The sequence below is a fragment of the Desulfovibrio biadhensis genome, assembly GCF_055388615.1.
In genome coordinates this window covers 2,457,370-2,476,836 of record NZ_AP042477.1, presented here as the reverse complement: position 1 = coordinate 2,476,836, position 19,467 = coordinate 2,457,370, and the positions used below count along the sequence as shown (strand labels likewise).

The 19,467-nt window shown below is 57.1% G+C and carries 22 protein-coding genes; 9 read left to right on the top strand and 13 right to left on the bottom strand.

The window, feature by feature from the left end; translation table 11 throughout:
• A complete protein-coding gene (locus tag ACZ5EH_RS10835; protein ID WP_464278143.1) occupies positions 1–1,170 on the top strand; it encodes a radical SAM protein in 1,170 nt (389 codons plus the stop codon).
• Between the two features lie 6 nt (positions 1,171–1,176).
• On the opposite strand, the gene ACZ5EH_RS10830 is transcribed toward ACZ5EH_RS10835, so the two are convergent.
• The 3 genes from ACZ5EH_RS10830 to ACZ5EH_RS10820 are packed head-to-tail and all read right to left on the bottom strand — an operon-like array spanning position 1,177 to position 3,013.
• Entirely contained in the window at positions 1,177–1,992 is an 816-nt protein-coding gene (locus ACZ5EH_RS10830; protein WP_464278142.1) for a potassium channel family protein, read from the bottom strand.
• 30 nt (positions 1,993–2,022) lie between these two features.
• On the bottom strand, positions 2,023–2,223 hold the full coding sequence (locus tag ACZ5EH_RS10825) for a hypothetical protein (protein ID WP_464278141.1): 201 nt from the start codon (positions 2,221–2,223) through the stop codon (positions 2,023–2,025).
• A 43-nt stretch (positions 2,224–2,266) separates the two neighbouring features.
• Positions 2,267–3,013, bottom strand: coding sequence for a rhomboid family intramembrane serine protease (locus ACZ5EH_RS10820; protein ID WP_464278140.1), 747 nt, complete (start codon positions 3,011–3,013; stop codon positions 2,267–2,269).
• A gap of 489 nt (positions 3,014–3,502) precedes the next feature.
• Between ACZ5EH_RS10820 and ACZ5EH_RS10815 the strand changes: the two genes are divergently transcribed.
• Entirely contained in the window at positions 3,503–3,820 is a 318-nt protein-coding gene (locus tag ACZ5EH_RS10815) for a hypothetical protein (RefSeq protein ID WP_464278139.1), read from the top strand.
• 61 nt (positions 3,821–3,881) lie between these two features.
• Here ACZ5EH_RS10815 and ACZ5EH_RS10810 read toward each other — a convergent pair whose 3' ends face one another.
• Positions 3,882–5,342, bottom strand: a complete 1,461-nt coding sequence (locus ACZ5EH_RS10810) for an aminotransferase-like domain-containing protein (RefSeq protein WP_464278138.1) — start codon at positions 5,340–5,342, stop codon at positions 3,882–3,884.
• A 171-nt stretch (positions 5,343–5,513) separates the two neighbouring features.
• Here ACZ5EH_RS10810 and ACZ5EH_RS10805 point away from each other — a divergent pair, with 171 nt between their 5' ends.
• Positions 5,514–6,341: an AzlC family ABC transporter permease gene (locus ACZ5EH_RS10805; RefSeq protein WP_464278137.1), complete on the top strand. Its 828-nt coding sequence runs from the start codon at positions 5,514–5,516 to the stop codon at positions 6,339–6,341.
• On the top strand, positions 6,317–6,646 hold the full coding sequence (locus ACZ5EH_RS10800; protein ID WP_464278136.1) for an AzlD domain-containing protein: 330 nt from the start codon (positions 6,317–6,319) through the stop codon (positions 6,644–6,646). Before ACZ5EH_RS10805 ends, ACZ5EH_RS10800 begins: the two co-directional genes overlap by 25 nt.
• Positions 6,647–6,699: 53 nt before the next feature.
• Here ACZ5EH_RS10800 and ACZ5EH_RS10795 read toward each other — a convergent pair whose 3' ends face one another.
• From ACZ5EH_RS10795 to cutA, 7 genes are all read right to left on the bottom strand, one after another.
• Complete coding sequence (locus ACZ5EH_RS10795; protein WP_464278135.1) at positions 6,700–7,641, bottom strand: DMT family transporter; 942 nt, start codon at positions 7,639–7,641, stop codon at positions 6,700–6,702.
• A gap of 46 nt (positions 7,642–7,687) precedes the next feature.
• A complete protein-coding gene (locus ACZ5EH_RS10790; RefSeq protein WP_464278134.1) occupies positions 7,688–8,536 on the bottom strand; it encodes an AraC family transcriptional regulator in 849 nt (282 codons plus the stop codon).
• A 64-nt stretch (positions 8,537–8,600) separates the two neighbouring features.
• Positions 8,601–8,993 (bottom strand): glycoside hydrolase family 3 N-terminal domain-containing protein, encoded by a 393-nt coding sequence (locus ACZ5EH_RS10785; protein WP_464278133.1) that lies wholly within the window; start codon positions 8,991–8,993, stop codon positions 8,601–8,603.
• On the bottom strand, positions 8,993–9,418 hold the full coding sequence (locus tag ACZ5EH_RS10780) for a glycoside hydrolase family 3 N-terminal domain-containing protein (RefSeq protein ID WP_464278132.1): 426 nt from the start codon (positions 9,416–9,418) through the stop codon (positions 8,993–8,995). Before ACZ5EH_RS10780 ends, ACZ5EH_RS10785 begins: the two co-directional genes overlap by 1 nt.
• Positions 9,399–9,773, bottom strand: a complete 375-nt coding sequence (locus ACZ5EH_RS10775) for a hypothetical protein (protein ID WP_464278131.1) — start codon at positions 9,771–9,773, stop codon at positions 9,399–9,401. Before ACZ5EH_RS10775 ends, ACZ5EH_RS10780 begins: the two co-directional genes overlap by 20 nt.
• Positions 9,774–10,017: 244 nt before the next feature.
• Entirely contained in the window at positions 10,018–10,956 is a 939-nt protein-coding gene (locus ACZ5EH_RS10770) for a carbohydrate kinase family protein (RefSeq protein WP_464278130.1), read from the bottom strand.
• A gap of 67 nt (positions 10,957–11,023) precedes the next feature.
• Positions 11,024–11,353, bottom strand: coding sequence for a divalent-cation tolerance protein CutA (gene cutA / locus ACZ5EH_RS10765; protein ID WP_464278129.1), 330 nt, complete (start codon positions 11,351–11,353; stop codon positions 11,024–11,026).
• A 283-nt stretch (positions 11,354–11,636) separates the two neighbouring features.
• Here cutA and nth point away from each other — a divergent pair, with 283 nt between their 5' ends.
• Complete coding sequence (nth, locus tag ACZ5EH_RS10760) at positions 11,637–12,362, top strand: endonuclease III (RefSeq protein ID WP_464278128.1); 726 nt, start codon at positions 11,637–11,639, stop codon at positions 12,360–12,362.
• Positions 12,362–13,498, top strand: coding sequence for a glycosyltransferase (locus ACZ5EH_RS10755; RefSeq protein WP_464278127.1), 1,137 nt, complete (start codon positions 12,362–12,364; stop codon positions 13,496–13,498). Before nth ends, ACZ5EH_RS10755 begins: the two co-directional genes overlap by 1 nt.
• A 63-nt stretch (positions 13,499–13,561) precedes the next feature.
• Here ACZ5EH_RS10755 and ACZ5EH_RS10750 read toward each other — a convergent pair whose 3' ends face one another.
• Positions 13,562–15,055, bottom strand: a complete 1,494-nt coding sequence (locus ACZ5EH_RS10750) for a 30S ribosomal protein S1 (RefSeq protein WP_464278126.1) — start codon at positions 15,053–15,055, stop codon at positions 13,562–13,564.
• A 420-nt stretch (positions 15,056–15,475) separates the two neighbouring features.
• On the opposite strand from ACZ5EH_RS10750, the gene ACZ5EH_RS10745 reads away from it, so the two are divergent.
• On the top strand, positions 15,476–15,922 hold the full coding sequence (locus ACZ5EH_RS10745; RefSeq protein WP_464278125.1) for a hypothetical protein: 447 nt from the start codon (positions 15,476–15,478) through the stop codon (positions 15,920–15,922).
• Positions 15,923–16,110: 188 nt separating this feature from the next.
• Positions 16,111–17,622, top strand: coding sequence for a flagellar hook protein FlgE (locus ACZ5EH_RS10740; RefSeq protein WP_464278124.1), 1,512 nt, complete (start codon positions 16,111–16,113; stop codon positions 17,620–17,622).
• Between the two features lie 86 nt (positions 17,623–17,708).
• Here the strand turns inward: ACZ5EH_RS10740 and ACZ5EH_RS10735 are convergent, their stop codons facing one another.
• Complete coding sequence (locus ACZ5EH_RS10735) at positions 17,709–18,074, bottom strand: hypothetical protein (RefSeq protein WP_464278123.1); 366 nt, start codon at positions 18,072–18,074, stop codon at positions 17,709–17,711.
• A gap of 305 nt (positions 18,075–18,379) precedes the next feature.
• Here ACZ5EH_RS10735 and ACZ5EH_RS10730 point away from each other — a divergent pair, with 305 nt between their 5' ends.
• Positions 18,380–19,447: a hypothetical protein gene (locus tag ACZ5EH_RS10730; RefSeq protein ID WP_464278122.1), complete on the top strand. Its 1,068-nt coding sequence runs from the start codon at positions 18,380–18,382 to the stop codon at positions 19,445–19,447.
• The last annotated feature ends 20 nt before the right edge of the window (positions 19,448–19,467 follow it).

The following is a 19,467-nucleotide window of genomic DNA, read 5'->3' as shown; positions in this document are numbered from 1 at the left end:
ATGAATCTATTTTCTCGTCTTATGCACAAGGCGCTGCCACGCAGGCCTTATCGGTTCGCCCCCCTGCCGGATACCGAACGGGGGCGGCGTTGGCGTCTTGCCCAGGTGGAAACATCCATGGCCTGCAACATCGCCTGCAGCATGTGCCCCTGGCATACTGTGCGCAAGATCCTCTCCGATTCCGGACTCATGGAGCGCGCGGTGTGGGAGGCATTGCTCCCGCATCTGGAACAGATCGACTCTGTTGACCTTTCCGGGGGCGGCGAACCGTTGCTGCACCCCGAACTCCCGGAGCGAATCGCCCAGGCCAAAGCCGCGGGCTGCACCACGGGCTTTTTGACCAACGGAACCCTGCTGGACGAAAACATGGCCGCCCGCATTCTTGAAGCAGGGGCGGACTGGCTCGGGGTTTCCATGGACGGCGCCACCGCAGAAACCTATGAGCATATCCGCAAAGGCGCATCTTTTGAAAAGGTCTGTGCAAACATCCGGACCTTAACCGCCCTCCGTGACAGAGCCAAGGCTCCCTACCTCATCATCCAGACCGTGCTTTTGCCGCAAAACATCGAAGAAATCGCCGACATGGTGCGCTTGGCAGCGGATTTGGGCGCCGACCACCTAACATTCAAGCAATGTGATGTGATCCGCGGTGAACACGGCAAAGGGCTGGGGGTATTCGCAACAGGAAAATCAGAGCAGGACAAGGCGGTCAAAAAGGTAAGCACGGCACTGGAAAAAGCCACCAGACTGGGCAGGCGCCTCGGCCTTGAGGTGGAGCACTTCGGCGTCAAACCCGATGAACTGCCCATCTGCGGACACGACCCCCGCACGTCCTTTTTCCTTGCGTCGGATGGCCGGGTATGCCCGTGCATCAATCTGGCATACGGGGGAGACAGCACCTTCCTGGGCGCCCCTGTCACACTGCCCACAGTGGAATACGGACGACTCCCAGAATCGAATTTTGCGCAGATATGGGAAGAATCAAAACGTCGTCAGAACATATCCAACCGCTTCTCCGCTCGCGAAGCCGCCTATTCCAAGGCCCTCAGCGACATATCCCACAGAGAGCTGGACCTGCCGCATTTGCGGCAGGGGCTGAACCATGCCCGGCGCTGCATGCCCCCTGCCCCAAAAGGGTGCAACGTCTGCCACTACCTGTATGGCGTCTGATCCAGCCTACTTTTTTTCAGGCTCACCAGGGTTCTTGCCAGGCAACAACACGCCCCTGGTCACCAGGCCGAGTATCAGCGCGAACATCATGTAGCTGGAAAGCACCTCAAAGGAAACAAGCAGCTTGGCATCCACACTCAAAGGGTGAATGTCGCCAAAGCCAAGGGTGGTGATGGTGACCACGGTGAAATAAAAGGAATCGAACACAAGCGGGGCGTTTTCCCCTGGGAAAAGAAACGCCTCTTTCAGCCCCAACAGGGAGTGCAGCATGTGCAGGCTGGCGTTGGCCAGGCTGAAGCAAAACAACAGCGTAAGGTAGATGGAGAGCAGCACGCGCACATCCTTCCATCGCGCAAACTTATTGGGCTGCAACATGCGCACGACAAAACGTGTGAACAGACGCCAATGGACGAATGCCACAGAGAGGGCGAACATCGTCAGAAGTAATAGCCCCCACCCTGTCAAAAGCAGTGCAAGACTAACCGCACCACTCATGAATCCAACGGCAACGGCTGCAAATTGTTGCTTGGGCGTGAGCGTGATATTGTACAGGTCCAGTCCTATGCGCCCGTACAAGTGTCGCTTCCAGAGCTGATAAAGCCTGACGACAATCGCCACCAAAACGCCGTTCACCGCCATAACCAGGAGCAGCCGCGCGGGATTGTTGACGGTTTCCAGGTCGAAGGCCTGACGTGTCAGCCAATCCAGGAGCTCGATGGACAAAATGCCAAGAAACAGCGACGGCACCGCGTGGGTATAAATCAGCTCCCAAAAAAAGGCCCGGCGCAGCCGCATCCTTTGAGACAAATGGGGCACGACCATCAGCGCCGCCCTCCTTTATCGGACTGCGATTCAATCACCCGGCGCATTGTAGGCGCCGCACTTCTCGCAGACAAACCCCTGGAAAATGACTTCTCCATCCTCAATATAAACCTCGACCTCGTTCAGTTCCGAGCATTCTTCGCAGTAAATCTGGGCAATTTGCCGCTCTGGATCATAAGCGCACTCCTGCCCCTTGATGATGACAACCTGGGTAAACCCTTCTCCGCTCATGGTCCGCCTCCTTGGTTGTTGCACAGCCTGTGCGACATTCGTATCAATCTTCGTACGGCAACCTGCCGCGCATCTTATGGGGAATACTTTTGCCTTGCCTGTCATAGCAATAGTAACAGCGACTCTTTATCCGAAACAAGGGCATAAGCGACAGCCCAATCACAAAACCGCCCACATGCGCCCAAAAAGCCACGCCGCCTCCTGCCTGACCTCTGGTGGCAAGGCCGGAAAAAATCTGGCTTGCAAACCACAATCCCAGATAGACAATGGCTGGGATGTTCACAAACAGCGGAAAGATGAAAATGGGGATTAGGGTCAGCACCGTGGCATGCGGATACAGCAAAAAATAAGCGCCCATGATGCCAGCCACCGCGCCGGAAGCACCCACAACAGGGGTGGTGTCTCCCGGGCTGCTGATCATGTGCGCCCCTGCCGCGACAGCCCCGCAAATGAAATAGAAGAAAAAGAAACGCACCGGCCCCATCACATCCTCAACATTGTCGGCAAAAATCCAGAGCGTCCACATATTCAGCAGAAAGTGAAGCCAGCTTCCATGTAGAAATGTGTAGGAAACAAGCGTCCACCACCCCCCTGGGGGGTAGCCTACGTGCATGGCCCACTGCGGGTCGAAAAAACGGGCAGGCACCACGCCAAAAAGGTGAAACAGCCTGAAAGACTGCTCCCCGTTCAGCCCGAGCTGGAAAATGAAGACGGCCAGATTGGCGACCAAGATGCTCCAGAGAGCCCAACTTTTGTGCACTCTGGGTATACTGTCTTTGAGAGGTATCATTCCCTATATTCTTCCAAATTCAATAAATGATGTTTCCAGCCAACCATTCATGACACATCCCGGCCGGTTGGACAATGCCATCTTTTTTATACGCCCCTTTTTATTCCCTTGTCAGCACATCGGGTAAGGTTTTCCTGATAGACGAAAGACACAACTTTTGTAATAAGATCACTTCTCGTTCTGTAGAGCTTTGCTGTTGAACGACGCATAAACTACCTTTGTCCTTGTAAGGAAGTAAAAAGGGTAAACAATGTGTAACAATTGTGAAGAGTGCGAATTCTTCCAAAAGCACAAAGACAGCAAGAACACTTCAATAATACGTTTATTGCGAGATTATTGCATCAATCCTGGCGGGGCCAGATTTTGTCGCAGGCAGCTCATCGGGCAATACTATGATGTGCGGCTAAGCGCTGGAATCGGACCTTCCGGGGATTATCTTGACTACCGGTGAGGCCATTTTGGGGGGCAACCACGGATTCGGGGGCAAACATGCAAACGATATTCAAGAACGAAACAGGACCGACAGCAACACATATTACGCTTGAGTCATGCACCTTGGGGAGTAAAGACCTTTGCGCGTGCAAACGGGACCAATTCATGGTCTCGCTTATGGATATCTCCGCCGACGGCGCCCGCCTGAAACTGCTTTCCAGCAGCGATACGGCGCCAAACGTCGGGGACACGTTTTTCCTGAACATCCGGCTCCCTGTGGATGGGCTGGAAGGCGGCGCCATCCCCTGCCGTGCATCCTGGGTGGAAACTCCTGAAGTCTGTGTTGCTTTCAGCAGCGAACCATACTGCCTCTAAGCTATCTGCTGCCTGAGCCCAGGCCAACTGCCACGAACAGGCAAGCGGCCTGGGTTTCGCATCAGACCGCGCCCATCTGGCCGGCCAGACGTCCCAGGGTTGCCAACCCCTGCATGGTGCGATCATTCCACTTCAGACCACAGCTAAGCCGCAGACAATTGGCGAAACGGTCCTGGGTGGTGAATATGGGGCCAGGTGCTATGCCCACACCGTTCTCGCGCGCCAGGTAAAACAGTTCCACAGCGTCCAGCGGCACACCGCCCTTCCCCTCTGGCAACTCCACCCACAGCACCAAACCACCTGAGGGGCGTGTCATTCTGGTCCCTTCCGGAAATTGCGCCGCCACATGGTGCCGTATGGCGCGCATTACCTGCTGCACTTCCTGCCGCAGCTTATGCAAATGTTTCTCAAAGCCACCCCCCGCCAGAAAAGCGGCGACAACTTCCTGCGTCAGGCTGGCGGTGCAGACACTTGTAGTGGCTTTCAGTTCCAAGGCCTTATGCAGAAAACGCCCGGGCGCCATCCAACCGATGCGAAACCCCGGCGCAATGGTCTTGGAAAACGACGAACAATAAATCACCAGGCCGCTTCTATCGTGACTCTTGAAACTGCCAGGGCGCACATCACCTGCATACAAGTCGCCAGAGACATCATCCTCCACCAAGGGAATACCCCGCGCCGCCAGCAACTTTACAATCTCAGTTTTTGCTGGCTCGGGCGTCAGCGCGCCATCCGGGTTGTTGTAGTTTCCGGAAAAAATACAGGCCTTGACCTCGTGCCGCTCCACCGCAGCCGCCACATCCGCAGGCGCAATTCCCGATGTCGGACAGGACGAAAGCTCCACGGCCCTGAGCCCCAGCGTCTCCAGCAACTGAAGAAAACAGTAATAGGTAGGCGACTGTATGCAGACCACATCACCAGGGCGGGTCAGGCTGCGCAATGCGATAGAAAGCGCCTCCATGCAGCCGTTGGTGACAACCACCTCATCAGGCTGCACCAAGGCGCCCTGCTCCGACATGCGCCAGGCAAGCAAACGCCGCAAATGCGCCACCCCCGGAACAGGGGCGTATCCCATGGCCGTTTCCCCACGCTCCTTGACAATGGCCGCTGTAAGGCGCGTAAGCATTTTGCCGGGCAGCAAGGCGTCTTCAGGGCACACAACCCCAAACGGCGCCAACTGTTTGTCACCCACGCTTTCCAGGACTGTACGGATCAACCCGGAGCGTGTGCTCGGCCGCGGGGAACTCGGCTTGCTGGCAACAGGCGCAGGCAGTTCCAACCCAGGAGAAGCCTCGCGCACAAAGAATCCAGAACGGGGGCGCGCATCCAGCACCCCCTTGCGCTCAAGCTCCAAATAGGCATGGTTCACCGAGGCAATGCCCACGCCCATGCGCCGGCTCATCTGTCTGAGTGAAGGCGCACGCTCGCCAGGGTGCAGCGCGCCGTTTTCTATGAGTTCAAGAACGCGGCGCTCAACCGCACGGTAACGAAAAATGTCTGTATTGGCGGGCTGGTGGCTCACAGCGTGTTCTCCTGTTACAGAGAGAAAAATACCGAAACGGGCATCTGTCATATAACATTTATGACAAATTGTATCTGTCATGGTGACAGTTTTTCTGCTCTACTGCAATGCAGAAAGTGCGATGGGCGCGGGGAACGGTGAAATAACGGGACACCAAGGGCGAGGAAACCAATGACCAGGCCGATGAAGCAGGATATTCCCCCCACCGACGCCGCGCAGCGATCTGAAACTTCTGAACCAGGGGGGCACCCCCCTGACGCGAGTGGGAGCAGAACCATGCAAGCCATGCAAACAGTGTGGCGGCGGTTGCCGGACGGTCCCTTCAGTGCGGCCTTGCAACAGGCGCTGCCCATTATCATGGGGTATATCCCCGTGGGTTTTGCCTACGGTGTTCTGGCGCAAAAAGCCGGGCTCGAAGCCTGGAACACTCTTTTAATGTCGGTAATTGTCTTTGCCGGCAGCGCCCAGTTGATCGCCGTGGGCATGTTGGCAGGCGGCGCAGCGCCCCTTGCCGTGGTGTTGACCACCTTCATCGTCAACCTGCGGCACATGCTGATGTCCGCGGCGTTGGCCCCCTACCTCAAAAAATGGCGCCCCTTGCATATCGCGGCCATGACGGCCGAACTCACGGATGAAACCTTTGCCGTCCATGCAGGGCGCTTCTCAAACGGCAATGACGACCTGCGCGAAACATTCGCCATTAACGCCATTTCCCAAACCGCATGGGTTCTTGGCACCTGGCTGGGACTGGCAGCCAGCGGCCTGATACAGGACGTACGCCCCTATGGCCTGGACTTTGCCCTGCCCGCCATGTTCCTTGCGCTGTTGGTCGCGCAGGTTCGCTCCCGCACCCATTTCCTGGTCGCCATCATTGCGGGGGGGCTTGCGGTGCTTCTGTACAGCCTTGGCTGCACCCAATGGCATGTGATCCTGGCCACCATCGTGGCCGCAACCATCGGACTCGGAGTCTCCCAATGGACCAGCAAAGCGTCTTCCTGATCATTCTGGGCATGGCGGTCGTCACCTACCTGCCCCGGCTCTTGCCTGCATTGGTATTGGCGCAGCGCAGTCTGCACCCGGCCCTGGCCCGCTGGCTCAGCTTTATCCCCTGCGCCGTGCTGGCTGCATTGCTGCTGCCCTCGCTGCTTATTCAGGACGGACGCATCGCCCTGGAAACCGACAACGTCTTTCTGTGGGCCGCGGCGCCGGCCTTTCTGGTGGCCTGGCGCAGTAAAGGACTGTTCGGCGCGGTTGCCGTCGGCATGGCCTGTGTCGCGCTAGGGCGCTGGTACATGGGCAACTGACACCTATTTTGCACACACAGCAGGGGGGCTCATTCTGGCCCCTGCTGTTCGTCTCAATTGTCAGCCAGTTTCCTTTGCCCACCTCCCCGTATCCCGGATAAAAGCGCTATCGCTGCGAGAACCAGAACGCACCCTGCAATGTGGGTAATCGTGATCGGACGCCCCAAAAACAGGGCTGCGGTCGCCAAGGCGCTGAGGGGCAGCACCCCTGTGAAAATCCCGGCAACGCCCCCGCTGACTCGCACCACGCCACTGAACCAGAACAGATAGGCCGCTGCGGAAACCCCGGCACCATAGTAGATGAGTACGCCCCAGGTCAGAAGCGGCACTGCAGCAAGGTCTGCTCCTGGCAGTTCCACCAAGGCAATCGGCAAAAACAGCACCATGCCCGCCATGCTGACCACCGTTGACGCGCCCAAAGGCGTAAGCGATTCCGGCAGGGTTTTGCGGAGCAACAAAAACAGGGACTCGCACCCCACCGCGCCAAGCACATAGAGAATACCCAGCCAGGATTCCCCGCCGCCAGCCTGCCCTACCAATGCCGGCAGTTGCAGAACCATGAGCCCGGCAACGGTGAGCACCACCCCCAGCCAGATTCGCGGTTCGGGGCGCTCCCCAAGCAGCAACCAGGAACACAGGGCCATGCACGCCGGTGTCGTGCTGGTGGCGATGCCGGCAGAACCGGGGTCGGTGTGACATAAGCCAGCCAGCAACAACAGGTTGAAAAGCACAACACCGCACAGCGCCTGGGCAAAAACCACCCCCCATTGCCGGAAGCCAAGCCGGGGCAAACGCCCCTCACGTATGATGCACACCGGGGTAAGGATGAGGCAGGCAGTGACAAAACGCACGCCAAGGGCGAGATTCACGGGTATGCCGGCTGTTGAGCCAATGAGATGGGCGCCCACCGTGACCGAACTGCCCACAATGATCATGGCCAGGGTCAGATCGCGCAGGGCGCCAAAAGGGATTGCAGGGGATTCTTGTTGCGACACGTGTGCCTCCTCTATGCAGGATGGCAACCTTGTATCGCGCCGCAGATCAACGGTCTTGAATCATCTTGCGGTAGCCGCCAGGGGGCACGCCCAGAATACGCTTGAACTCCCGCGTCATGTGGCTCTGATCGGCAAAGCCGCAATTGACGGCCACTTCGCACAGGGGGTCTTGCCCTTGCATCATTGCCTTTGCTGCCTGCACCCGTAATTGCACCAGATAGCGCCCCGGCGGTACGCCAACGCTTTTGCTGAACATCCGGGCCAGGTAAAACGGGCTGAGACCGGTCACGGCAGCCAGTTCCTCCAGTCGGATATCTTCTGCAAAGCGGGCGCGCATGAACTCCAGCGCCCTGTGCACGGCCACAGGTTCACTGCCAGCCTTGATTGGTCTTGCCGGGCGTTCGGCATGACGCCGCACCCAGCGCGCCAGCAGACGCAAAAGCGCATGATCCAGCGCCAGGCCAGGGGCCTTGCCTGTCTGCGCCCCTTGATGCAGCGCCAGCACGCCGGCCGCCAGTTCCGGGTCTTGCAGCACCCCTTTTGGAAAATGGGGGAGGTCTCCCTTGTAGCCACATTGCCTTACCGCGCGTTGCACCACATCGGGCGCAAGATACAACATGCGGTAGCTCCACCCGTCACCGTGACCGGCGTCCCCGTTGTGCGCTTCACCAGGAACAACCAGATTCACGCTGCCAGCAGGGGCAACATGTTCACGACCGAGATAATCGAAGCGGAGCGCCCCTTGTTCGATAACGCCGATGGCGTAGCACTCGTGCACGTGGCGCGCGAAATTGTGCGTGACAAAAGTGGCCTGAAAGAACTCGAGGCCAGGGAGGCGGGGATCAACGAAATAGGTTGCGCTTTCACCCCGTGTTTTCGCTGGAGCACCATTCATAGGGTGGCAGTATGCCACAGCACGAAAAGCCTGTCTTGAACGATCTTGCGCAGCCCCAGAGACGCTATTGCACTACATGCTTGGGCTCGGCTTCTCCGTTCAAGGCTGCGAGTTTGGACTTGAGTTCCATGACGCGGGCGTAGGATTCCTGGATGCGTTCAACGGGAATCGCCCCCGCCAGGACCTGGGCAAGCAGAATATCCTGCACTTCTTCTGCAATGCCGGGATCATAGGAAAGATTATTGCCGAAAAGCAGCATATCGACACCGGCGTTGACGGCTAGTGTCACGGCCTCTTTCAGGTTGTAGTGATCCGTAATGGCGTGCATTTGCATGTCATCGGAAAAGACAACCCCGTCAAAGCCCAGGCGCTTGCGCAATATCCCGTCTATGATGGGGTAGGACAACGTGGCGGGGTGCTCGGCATCGAGCCTGGCGTTGAAAACATGTGCGGTCATCACGGCGTCGGTTTTCTCCGGCTTCCATGATGCGGGTTAAAAGGCACAAGTTCCTTTTCGCTCCAGGTATTTGTAATATCGACCATGCCCAGGTGTGAGTCATTCCATGCGCTGCCATGGCCGGGAAAATGCTTAAGGCTGGAGAGCACGCCGGCTTCATGGAGCCCGCGCACGAAAGCCAGACCCTGGCGGCCCACCTCTTCAGGATCGGCGGAGAAACTGCGCCCCAGCTTGCCGATGGCGGGATTGTCCGGGGTCACGTTGACGTCCACCACGGGGGCCAGATCCAGATTGCACCCAACGCTGCTCAGGGTCTCGCCGATTTTTCTGGCAGCCTGGCGGGTTATTTCGGGATTGCCCTCTTCTCCCAGTTCCTGCGCCGACCGGGTCGGGGGGAACCCATGCTCAGGGGAGAATCGCGCCACACGCCCGCCTTCCTGGTCCACAGCCACCAACAGTGGAATATTGGATTCGCTCTGCAGCGTGGGAAACCAGCTCGCGCACCTGCTCCGGACTGCGGACATTGCGCACCGGGGAATCCAGGGCCACATCTCTGGAAAAGAGCACAACGCCCCCGATCCTGCCGGCAGCGGCATCCAGCATGACCGGATCCTCGGGCTTGAGTTGCAGCCCTCTGAAGCCGACAAGAATCATCTGTCCGGCCATTTCCATAAACTGCTCTTTTTCAAGACCGCCCAGCTGGGGGTGGCGCTTGGCGCAACCCGAAAGCAGGACCAAGAAAACCAGAAATACCATGGCAAGGCGCCGCATCGCGGTCATTGTGGATCCTTAGGTGTCCGGCGTTAGTGCATTTTACAACCAGCCCTGGCGCAGGGCGCGTATTGATCAGGAAGTCGGCCTATGCGCACGCCCCTTTGTAAAGGGGCACTCATGCAGCCCATAGGCATCCTTTACGGCATTGGCGAGTGTCCTGCTAACGCAAAAGGGCTTGCCTGGACAAGCCCTTTTGCGCCCTGAACAGGGACAATGAACGAAACGTAATCTTGATGTAAGGAAGCTGCGCTTATTCGTAACTTTCGCCAAAGGCCTGCTGGTAACGGGCAGCCACCAGCTTTTGGTCGAAGGAATGTTCCTGGGTGCCGTAATTTTCCACGCAGTAAGCTGCGCATACAGCGCCCAAACGGCAGGCGGTGGCCAGGGGCTTGCCATTCACAATCCCTTTCATCAATCCGGAGCGGAAGGCATCGCCGGCACCGGTGGGATCAAGGGTTTCTTCCACAGGGGCAGCGGGAATCTCGATCTTTTTACCGCCCTCGTACAGCAACGAGCCCTTGTCGCCCAGGGTGGTCACCAGGACTTCCACACGTTCGAGAATCTGCTCTTTGCTCAGACTCGTGGCCTTCATGACCATCTCGAGCTCATAGTCGTTGGTCACCAGCATGTAGCAGCCGGTCAGGGCCTCTTCCATCTGCTTGCCGGAAAGCGCAGTGATCTGCTGGCCCGGATCGAAGATGTAGGGAATATTCAGTTCCTTGTACACTTTGGGCAAGGAGGTCATATCTTCCACATTACCGGGAGAAATGATGGCCAGGCTGCCCCCGATATTGGTGCGGTCTATGTGGGGGTTGGCGCTGTGGCGCATGGCGCCGGGATTGAAGCCCGTAATCTGGTTGTCCGACTTGTCCGTAGTGATGTAAGCGCCCGCGGTAAAATCGTCGTCCACCACGCGGATGCCATCCAGGGGCAGGCCAAGGGAGCGCATACGTTTTTCATAGGCCGAGAAGTCTTTGCCTACGCAGCTCAGAACCAGGGGGGATTCGCCCAGCAGAGCCAGGGAATATGCGATATTGCCTGCGGTGCCGCCGAACTTTTCCTCCATACCGTCCACCACAAAACAGACATTGAGCTGGTGAATATGGTCGGGCAGAATATGCTCGGCAAAGCTCCCGGGAAAATTCATGATACGGTCAAAAGCCAGAGAACCGGATACGTAAATGCGCATGGATAGCTCCTTTTCAAGGATGTATGATAGAGGAGACGGATTTCGCGTGAATGAAGCCGGACCGGGGCTACGCCCCTGTCTCGGATCTGGTGGAAGCCACAATCCACTCCAGGAAGTCGGGATTGCCCCCTTCCAGCGGGAGCGCCACAACGCAGGGCACATCATAACTGTGCAACCGCTTTACTTCCTGTATAAGGGCATCGAGCCGGTCCGCAGCCGTCTTGGCCATGAACACAACCTCGTTTTCGTTCTGCACCGCTCCGTCCCACCAGAACATGGAGCGCATGCCCTCAAGGATATTCACGCAGGCGGCCAGACGCTCCTTGACTAGCGCGGCCCCTATTGCTTCGGCCTCAGCGGCATTGGCTGCCGTCATGTACACCAAATACGTCTTCATGATCGCCTCCTGTGCCACGAGCAGGTATTGTCCAGGCGTGCCCGCCAGTAGAAGACGCCCTGCCAGGCGTCGACCGATACGGGGCGAAGCACCCAAAAAACAGACAACCACATAGAAACCTGTGTTATGCTCTCAGTAACGATTAAACGGCATAAGCCATATGGTCTATACTGTCCACCTGAGGGGAAAAGCACCACATCCTGCTGCCGCGTACTTGCCAGGCAATGCCCTATGCGCTACGCCAGAGCCGCTGCCATCCAGCCACCCATCACGAGGAGGAGCCATGCCCCGCAGCCCTGTAGAATGTCCTGACAACGCGCGCACCAATGCCAAGGCCCGCGCCCGCTGCATCCTGAAACGGTTGCAGCAGCGCTACCCCAAGACAGGTTCGGCCCTGGACTGGGAAGACCCATGGGAACTGCTGGTCGCCACAGTGCTGGCCGCGCAATGCACAGACGCGCGGGTGAACATGGTCACCCCCGGTTTTTTCAAGCGCTGGCCCGGGCCGGCGGAACTGGCTCAGGCCGAACAGGGCGATGTGGAAGAGGTTATCCGCTCCACAGGCTTTTTCCGCAACAAGGCAAAGAATCTGTTGGCCACCGCACAAAAAGTGACCAAAGAATATGGCGGCGAGCTGCCACGCAGCATGGAAGAGCTCACCACCCTGCCCGGCGTGGCGCGCAAGACAGCCAACATCGTGCTTTCCAACGCCTTTGGCATCAACGAGGGGCTGGCCGTGGACACCCACGTCAAACGCCTCTCCTTTCGTATGGGGCTTACCAAATCCCAGGATCCGAAACGCATAGAGCAGGACCTGATGCCCCTTTTCGATCAGCAAGACTGGGGCGAAGTGAACCACCTTCTGGTCTATTTTGGACGTGATGTCTGCATGGCTCGCTCTCCGCAGTGTGGCGAATGCGAACTTGCCGACATTTGCCCAAAACTCGGTGTGGAGCAGAAGCCAGCGAAAAAGTCCGCCAAAAGCACAACAAAGAAAAAGAGCTCCTGATGCCGCGCATCTACCACTTGATAACCACCCTGGAGACGGGCGGCGCCGAAGTATTCCTCTACCGCCTGGTGCGCGAACTGCTCAAGCAAGGGGTGGAGTGCCGGGTTGGTTCGCTGGTGCGTTCCGCCCCTGTGGGTGACTGGCTGCAGGACCTGGGTGTCCGGGTGGATTATCTGGACATGACGCCGTCGCGCCCTAACCCGCTGGTGGTGCTCAAACTGCTGCGCATCCTGCGGAGCTGGCGGCCGGATGTGCTCCAGACCTGGATGTACCACGCAGATTTGCTGGGGTTGAGCGCCCGGCTCGTGGGACAAAAAAACATCATCTGGAATGTGCGCTGCACCGACATGGACCTGAACGCTTACAGTCGCATGACGGCGCTTACGGTGCGCACCTGCGCCAAACTTTCCGGCATACCCCGCTGTATTCTGACCAACGCCCATGCCGCGCGGGAATTCCACGTTGCCCTGGGCTATAAAGACACGGATTTTCTCGTCATACCAAATGGCTACAATACCGAGGAGCTGAAGCCCGACCCTGAAGCCCGGGCTGCGGTGCGCGCCGAGCTGGGGTTGGACGACTCCCATGTGGCGGCCGGGCTCGCCGCACGCTGGGACCCTATGAAAGGGCACCTGCTCTTTGCCAAGGCAGCCGGCATTGCACTGAAGCAGGCGCCTTCTCTTCGCTTCGTTCTCTATGGTGCGGATGTGGACCAGAACAATACCGAACTGGTCGCTGCGTTGCAGGAAAACGGCGTTTACGAAGCCTGCCGCTTGCTGGGGCGCCGTGACGATGTGGCTAGGGTGCACGCCGCCATGGATATTGGCGTATCCAGCTCCCTATTCGGAGAAGGTTTTTCCAACGCCATTGCCGAAAGTATGGCCTGCGGCGTTCCCTGTGTGGGAACGGAAGTGGGCGATACGGCCAGAATCATTGCCGGAACGGGACACGCTGCGCCGCCGAATGATCCTGAATCCCTGGCCAAAGGAATGGCTGAATTGGCCCTGCAGTCTGCTCCAGAGCGACAGGCCTTGGGGCGCAAAGCCCGTGAGCGAATCGTGGAACACTACGAACTTTCCGACATCGTAGGCCAATACGCAGAGCTCTACGCGCGCCTTGCGGACAATCCCAAATAAAAAAGCGCCCCCCGCATTGTAGCGAGGGGCGCTTTGCTTGCCTTTGTAATACGCCTGAAACAGCTATTTTTTGCTCTTTTTGGCCATGGCTTCCTTGAACAGGTCGCCCAGGGTGCCCATGCCTTCAGATTCGCCCTGTTTTGGCGCGGGGGCAGCCGCCTCGGTCTTGGCCAGCTCCTTGCGCCAATCCATGTTCTCGCCTTCCTTGATGGCGGCGGGAGCCAGGGTGGCTTTACGGGCGTCGATGTCCAGGTTCTCGATCATGACCTCCACCGGATCGCCCGGCTTGAGGTTTTCGTATGCAGCGGGGTCCTGGGCCTTGGCCATCAGCGACTTGGGCATCAGGCCGGTGATGCCGGGCTCCAGGGTGATGAACAGACCGAACTGTTCACGCTTTTCCACGGTGCCGGCATACTTTGCGCCCTGTGCATAGCGCTGATCCGCCGTGCTCCAGGGATCGCCCTGCGCTTCCCGCAAGCTGAGGCCGATACGACGCTGCGCTTCGTCCACATCCTTCACGGTGACTTCCACACGGTCGCCAGGCTGCACCACTTCTTCAGGCTTGTGCACACGCCTGGTGTAGGAAAGCTCGCTGATGTGCACCAGGCCTTCCACGCCGGGCATCAGTTCCACAAAGGCGCCAAAGGGCGCCAGCCGAATCACCGTGCCCTCCACAACATCACCTGGAGCAAAACGCTGCGCCACACCTTCCCAGGGGTCGGCCTGGGCCTGCTTGGCGGAAAGCGCAATGCGCAGTCCTTTGCGCTTTGGATCAGGCTCCACGGAGAGCACTTTAACGGAAAGAATCTCGCCTTCGGTTACCACATCACGCGGCTCGGCAACCCGGGTCCAGCCCAACTCGGAAACATGGACCATGCCTTCCACGCCAGGGACCAGTTCCACAAAGACGCCAAAAGGCTTGATGCGCACCACCTTGCCGTCCATGACAGCGCCGGGCGCAACATCCTGCTGGAACTGCTCGGCCGCCTCCTGCTGTTCGGCTTCCAGCAGTTTGCGGCGGGAGACAACAACATTACGGCCGCTCTCTTCAAACGTCGTAATCTGAAAACTGTATTCCTCACCCACATAGGGTTCCGGATCTTCCACATATTGGGTATCGATCTGCGAAATGGGGCAAAAGGCCCGGCGGCCCATAACCTGAACGTTGAAACCACCCTTGCAGGTGCCTTTGACCTTGCCCTGCACAGGAATGCCTTTTTCCCAGGCGTCCTGGAGCAAGGCGAGCCCACCATCCCCGCTTATGTGTCTGGAAAGCTTTATCTCGCCCCCAGCCACCTTGACGACAAACAGCTCAAGTTCGTCGCCGACTTTATACGGGAATTCGCCATTTTCATCCAACAGTCCGGCCTTGTCGGCCACACCGTCGATTTTTGCACCGGCATCGATGAACACGCTGTCTTTGGTCTCAGCAATGATGGCGCCACGAATTTTGTCGCCCACACGCAGGGCGGCCTGATTCTCTGAGGCAGAGGCTTCCAACATGGCGGCGAAGCTTTCTTCTTCCACCGTGTCCTGATGCCTGGTTTCGTCGGTCATGGTCTTCTCCTGAAAAAGGTGTCTGCACCCTCCCCCATGGGGAGCGTTCCGCTGCAAAGGCCCATTATCAGCGGCCAAGCCCCCTGTCCAGCCTCATTTCAGCAACTTTCCGTTCTTTTTGGCAGAGAAAATACTTGCTTCCCGTGCAGCTTTTTGCTTTAGATATTGTCTAGTTTAGTTTCGGGTTCCCTTTCTTCGAAAGCCACCACCTTGGGAGTGAGTTCGATTATAATGGTCGCCAACCGCGCATCACACATGCAGAAAGGCCTTACTTGCAGCACATTCCACCTTGTTGCAGTCTGCGCCATATTTTTTGCGGTCCTTTTCTTTACACCGCATCAAGGAGCTTGCGTCAAGGTTACAGCTGGTGAGGAAGGCACCTTAAAACCCGTACAGCTGCAAAAAAGCGACACTGTAGTCATGACTCCTGAAGCCGCCCTGAACAATGGGGGCAATGGGGTTACGCCGACGCAGCCGGGCCAGAGCCCCCAGGTGGAAGCCCAGGGGGAACTGCCTCTCGATCTCAAAGGGGAAGAACTGCCTGTGGATCCTGAAGCCGTAGCTATAGAGGATCGCATTACCCGCTACAAATTCATCCTTGAATCCCTTGGGTTCACCCTGAGCGAATTCACCATTTCCCCAGACGAAGCCTATCATGTGCAGCTTGTTTTTGAAGGCAAAATGAATTCCACGCAGGAGAAGTTTGATGAACTGAACGATAAATTTCCTGACGAATCCAAACTCATGGGCCTGCTGGAGCGGGTATACGAGTACAACCGGCGCGATTTGACCAACTACGCCGCGTATCGGGTGGTCCTCCGGCTTTCAGAGCCGCTTTACATCGCCGTGCAGTACCGCAAATTCTGACGTTTTATCCCACCAAAAATATTTTTTCGTCCCCCGACTTTTTTTCTGCGTCTTAAGCTTTTCTTAAGATTTGGCACGTTCCCTGCTTCCAGCAGTACGGCGGGAAACTATTTCCCGTGCCCGGACGTACGGCCAGGTGGCCGCCCCCCACTGCACAGGGTGATACGCCCCGGGCAAAGGAGGCATCTATGCTGTCATCATTTTACATTGGCGCTACGGGAATGAAAACACATTCCCAGGGCATGCAGGTATTGGGCAACAATATCGCTAATGTGAACACCGTGGGCTACAAAAGCTCTGAAGCGATTTTCGCCAACCTCATGAGCCAGGACGTACCCCAAGCCGCGAACCAACCAACGGTAGGCATTTCGCAGCTGGGCATGGGCGCCACGTTGAGTGAAGTAAAAACCAATTTTGTTCAGGGTGGTTATGAAAGCACGAACATGATGGGAGACCTGCACATTTCTGGTAATGGGTTCTTTGGCGTCGCCAGAGATGATACGACCTATTACACCCGTGCAGGCAATTTCAGCGTGAATCAGTACGGGTATATGATCGACCCGCACGGGTATATTTTGCAGGGGCAGTCACTCTACGGCCCAAACGCAGGAACATCGGGCGATATTCAGTTCGAGGCCAACGATCAAGGGCATGTGGTCATGGCCCCAAGTGCAACGACGTCCATATCCATGATCACCAATCTCGGCGATATAGACGCCTCCCCAAGCGCCACGGATCCATTCTTTTCTTTGGCGAATCTGTGGAACGGCACATCGAAAACGCCCCTTTCGTCCGCCACGTATGCTTATTCCGACTCTATCCGCGCCTGGGACGATACGGGCGAGTACCGCGATCTGAACGTGTATTTCGACAAGGCGAATGTTTCCAATTCTGGCGGGGGCAGCGTGTTCGAGTTCGCCATAGGCATGGACCCGGCGGAAGACGGCCGGGCAACATTTGCCGGGACCTCATCCGCAGGCCTGCTGATGTTCGGCACCCTGTCTTTCGACAGCGCTGGCAAACTCCAGAACATGTCCGCCTTCACCAATGACGGTACGGGGAGCAAATCCCTGGACAGTTGGGTGCCCAGCGGCTTTGACGCGGACGGACAGCCGCAATTCTCCGTAACCTACGCCAACGGAGAGACCACGACCATCTCAGCGGACTTTGGGCTGAGCAACAACGGCACGGGATGGGGTACTACCGCCTCCAATGCCGCAGCCGTAGGCGCTTCTCCAAGCGCATTGCCGTCTTTTGACGGCACCAGATCCGCAACCGCCACCACCGCCCATGATGGTTCCTCGTCCTCGACGATCTATTCCAGGCAGGACGGGTACGGAGAAGGATACATGGAAGGGTTCACGGTAAATGAGGACGGGGTGATCATCGGCAATTACAGTAATGGCCAGGATCAGGACCTCTACCGCATAAACATGTATAATTTCGCCAATCCCTATGGGCTGAGCCGTGAAGGCGACAACCATTACAGCGCCACTAAAGCCTCGGGCGCAGCGCGCCAGGGCTTTGCCGGCGAAGACGGGCTCGGCGCCATCACCCAATACGGGCTGGAAACCTCCAATGTGGAATTACCCAGAGAATTCGTGAACATGATTTCGACGCAACGCGGATTCCAGGCCAACAGCAAAATCATCACCACGTCGGACTCATTGCTGCAGACAGCGTTGCAGATCAAACGATAACGCCTGACTACGCAGATATCCTTGCACCAACAGCCTGCATACTGCCGGGGAGATTTTTCTCCCCGGCAATTTTTGCTGCATCACGCTCAGGGCTCGTCATCAACGGTGATGGTTTTTCCCGTGCCGGGGTGATGCACCTGCAGGCGCCCGTCCTGCAGCCTTGTAACTTCCACTTCATCTCCTGCGGCAACACCGTCCATGCCCTTTTCTTGCAGTGCTTCAGGGTGCTGCACCGTAACCATGCGGCTTTGCCCCGCTTTGATGGAACGCTCAATCATGCGTGACTGCGCCCCAAGAATGGAACGCTGCACACCCCCCATTGCCGGCGCTTCCGCCGCCTGCAGGGCGGGCGCCACACAAAAGAGCATTAAACACGCCATGATAGTCATAATAACCAATGGCGTACCCTTGCCTTCCAGCGTTATTTTCCTGAACCTCATTATGTTTTTCATGATGTCACTCCCTGCCTTCCAGTTAAGCAGTTTTGGCGGTGACTCCTGCCGAAACAGCAAACTCCACCGCTTCAATCACTTGCCGCAACATGTCATCGGCTGCTATAATAATACTCGAAGTCTTTCATCCTCATTTTTTACCACCTGATTGTTTGCAGCATGATGGATCGCTGTAACGAGGAGCTCGCTACGTTTGCAGCAGCCACACCAGGCTCGTGCAGAATGATTGCAATTCCTACTACTATTATTATAACGCATCACAACGAAGATGTACAAACCTTCAGCTCAGGTTCCGGGTCGCTTAGATGATGAATTCAGGCTTGCGGCTTTATTCTCCCCCTACCGTGCAGATTACCGTAACGTCGATTGCTCTGCTTTTTATACTGACGGCCTCTTTGCCCTCTTCTGTGTTTGCAGTGCAGGAGCAGAAAGTCCGTCTGCTGCCGCTGGCCGGCGCCCTGCAGGACCCCAAAGCAGAGATCTCCGGGCTGGCCTGGCATAAAGAGCGGCTGATTTTGCTGCCCCAATATCCAGACTGGGGCAATATGCAGCGCAACTTTCCGGCATCGGTGTTTGCCATTGCCAAAAAGGACATTGTTTCCTTTTTAAAGCAGGACCATCCGGACATGTCATCCCCCCTTCCCATGACTGAAATCCGTTTATGGGGCATGGAATTTTGCCGGGAACTTCCTGGTTTTGAAGGGTTTGAGGCCATTGCCATCCTGGGGGACAGGGCTTTTTTACTCATTGAGACTTATGCTGAAGGGCGCATGGGCAGTTGGCTGGTGCAGGGCATCTTTTCACCGGATGAAGCCAGCCTGTGGCTTGAAAAAGACAGTATGGCCCGGCTGGACCCGCCCGTGAACCTGCGCAACATGTCTTTCGAAGCTCTGGTTTTGGGGCCAAGCGGGCTCAACGCTATTTTTGAGGCCAACGGGCGCAAGGTTAACCCGCACCCCATGGCGCTGCGTTTCGACTTCGACATGAAGCCGCTGCCGCCTGTAGCTTTCCCCCACGTTGAATACCGCATTACGGATGCAACAACCGTGGATGATGAAGACCGTTTTTGGGTGCTGAATTACTTCTGGCCGGGTAACAAAGGACTCTTGCAACCGGCGGAAGACGATATCGTTCGTCGTTGGGGCGTTGGCAAATCCCACGCAAATTCAGAATATGTAGAACGTATTTTGCCATTTGAAATGACCTTGGAGGGGCCCAGACTTGCGGATGCGCCCCCTGTAATATTTGAATTGGGAATGATGCCAAGGAACTGGGAAGGTCTGGCCTTGCTGCGCGACAGTGATGTGCAGGGATTTCTGCTTGCCACAGACAAATTTCCAGCGACGATGTTGGGTTTTGTACCACTGCAATAATGTGTTCGATACCCATCACA

Coding starts and splice junctions, on each gene's coding strand:
- ACZ5EH_RS10830 (WP_464278142.1), bottom strand. CDS start 1,992: ATGGTCGTGCCCCATTTGTCTCAAAGGATGCGGCTGCGCCGGGCCTTT.
- ACZ5EH_RS10775 (WP_464278131.1), bottom strand. CDS start 9,773: ATGACCGCGATGCGGCGCCTTGCCATGGTATTTCTGGTTTTCTTGGTC.
- ACZ5EH_RS10790 (WP_464278134.1), bottom strand. CDS start 8,536: ATGAATGGTGCTCCAGCGAAAACACGGGGTGAAAGCGCAACCTATTTC.
- ACZ5EH_RS10800 (WP_464278136.1), top strand. CDS start 6,317: ATGGACCAGCAAAGCGTCTTCCTGATCATTCTGGGCATGGCGGTCGTC.
- ACZ5EH_RS10750 (WP_464278126.1), bottom strand. CDS start 15,055: ATGACCGACGAAACCAGGCATCAGGACACGGTGGAAGAAGAAAGCTTC.
- ACZ5EH_RS10770 (WP_464278130.1), bottom strand. CDS start 10,956: ATGCGCATTTACGTATCCGGTTCTCTGGCTTTTGACCGTATCATGAAT.
- ACZ5EH_RS10745 (WP_464278125.1), top strand. CDS start 15,476: ATGACTCCTGAAGCCGCCCTGAACAATGGGGGCAATGGGGTTACGCCG.
- ACZ5EH_RS10805 (WP_464278137.1), top strand. CDS start 5,514: ATGACCAGGCCGATGAAGCAGGATATTCCCCCCACCGACGCCGCGCAG.
- ACZ5EH_RS10785 (WP_464278133.1), bottom strand. CDS start 8,993: ATGACCGCACATGTTTTCAACGCCAGGCTCGATGCCGAGCACCCCGCC.
- ACZ5EH_RS10825 (WP_464278141.1), bottom strand. CDS start 2,223: ATGAGCGGAGAAGGGTTTACCCAGGTTGTCATCATCAAGGGGCAGGAG.
- ACZ5EH_RS10740 (WP_464278124.1), top strand. CDS start 16,111: ATGCTGTCATCATTTTACATTGGCGCTACGGGAATGAAAACACATTCC.
- ACZ5EH_RS10815 (WP_464278139.1), top strand. CDS start 3,503: ATGCAAACGATATTCAAGAACGAAACAGGACCGACAGCAACACATATT.
- ACZ5EH_RS10735 (WP_464278123.1), bottom strand. CDS start 18,074: ATGAAAAACATAATGAGGTTCAGGAAAATAACGCTGGAAGGCAAGGGT.
- ACZ5EH_RS10730 (WP_464278122.1), top strand. CDS start 18,380: ATGATGAATTCAGGCTTGCGGCTTTATTCTCCCCCTACCGTGCAGATT.
- nth (WP_464278128.1), top strand. CDS start 11,637: ATGCCCCGCAGCCCTGTAGAATGTCCTGACAACGCGCGCACCAATGCC.
- ACZ5EH_RS10820 (WP_464278140.1), bottom strand. CDS start 3,013: ATGATACCTCTCAAAGACAGTATACCCAGAGTGCACAAAAGTTGGGCT.
- cutA (WP_464278129.1), bottom strand. CDS start 11,353: ATGAAGACGTATTTGGTGTACATGACGGCAGCCAATGCCGCTGAGGCC.
- ACZ5EH_RS10755 (WP_464278127.1), top strand. CDS start 12,362: ATGCCGCGCATCTACCACTTGATAACCACCCTGGAGACGGGCGGCGCC.
- ACZ5EH_RS10835 (WP_464278143.1), top strand. CDS start 1: ATGAATCTATTTTCTCGTCTTATGCACAAGGCGCTGCCACGCAGGCCT.